Here is a 756-nt window from a genome sequence, read left to right as displayed (position 1 = left end):
TATTGGAGTCCTCCTTGGTTAACTAAGTTAGGGGTCATCTCGCCACGATTTGACACCCCGTATCATACCAAGAGGGCTCCTTTTTGTTCAAGTCCCCGAAAATCCTTCTAACAGGAATGCTCCTATTATAGATAATAAAGGTCTTTAATATATTTAATTAAAAGGAGTGTATATAATTATGTTAGATTGTGTAATTGAGGTGGAGGTCCAGCGGGTTTAAACGCTGCACTTGTATTAGGCAGGGCAAGAAGAAATGTGATTTTATTCGACAATAACTCTCCAAGAAACGCAGTTACCCAAGAATCGCATGGTTTTATTACAAGAGATGGAATTAAACCAAGAGAATTTAGAGAAATTGCTCATCAGGACATAGCCAAGTATCCTTCTATCATGATAAGAAATGAAAAAATTATTGATGTAAAAAAACGGGAATGCATTTCGAAGTCGTGACCGAAAAAGGAGAATGTATTAAAGGGAAGAAGGTTATTTTAGCTACAGGACTTAAGGAAATTCATCCGGCAATAGAAAACATTATGGATTTCTATGGAAAAAGTCTTTTCAGCTGTCCTTATTGTGATGGCTGGGAGTTGAAAGACCATCCGCTAATGATTATTTCAGAAAGCCACTCTGTAAGCCCGAACTATAAAAAAACAAGCGTACCTTCGGGTACGCATCACAAATAGCCGTAAATCTTGACTATTTTAATCAAATTTTTACGGCTTATTTTAGTTATTTGCTACATTCTGCCTTGATCAT

At 36.6% G+C, this 756-nt stretch carries 1 pseudogene; it reads left to right on the top strand.

What is annotated here, in order from left to right:
* Positions 1–175 precede the first annotated feature (175 nt).
* Positions 176–626: pseudogene (locus M3183_RS27540) on the top strand (NAD(P)/FAD-dependent oxidoreductase); the annotation flags it as partial.
* Positions 627–756: the final 130 nt, after the last annotated feature.

Source organism: Neobacillus mesonae, from assembly GCF_023715155.1.
In the GTDB taxonomy this organism is placed as follows: Bacteria; Bacillota; Bacilli; order Bacillales; family Cytobacillaceae; genus Neobacillus; species Neobacillus mesonae_A.
Note: the sequence above shows the minus strand (reverse complement) of the source record. Positions and strands in the feature narration are given on the sequence as shown.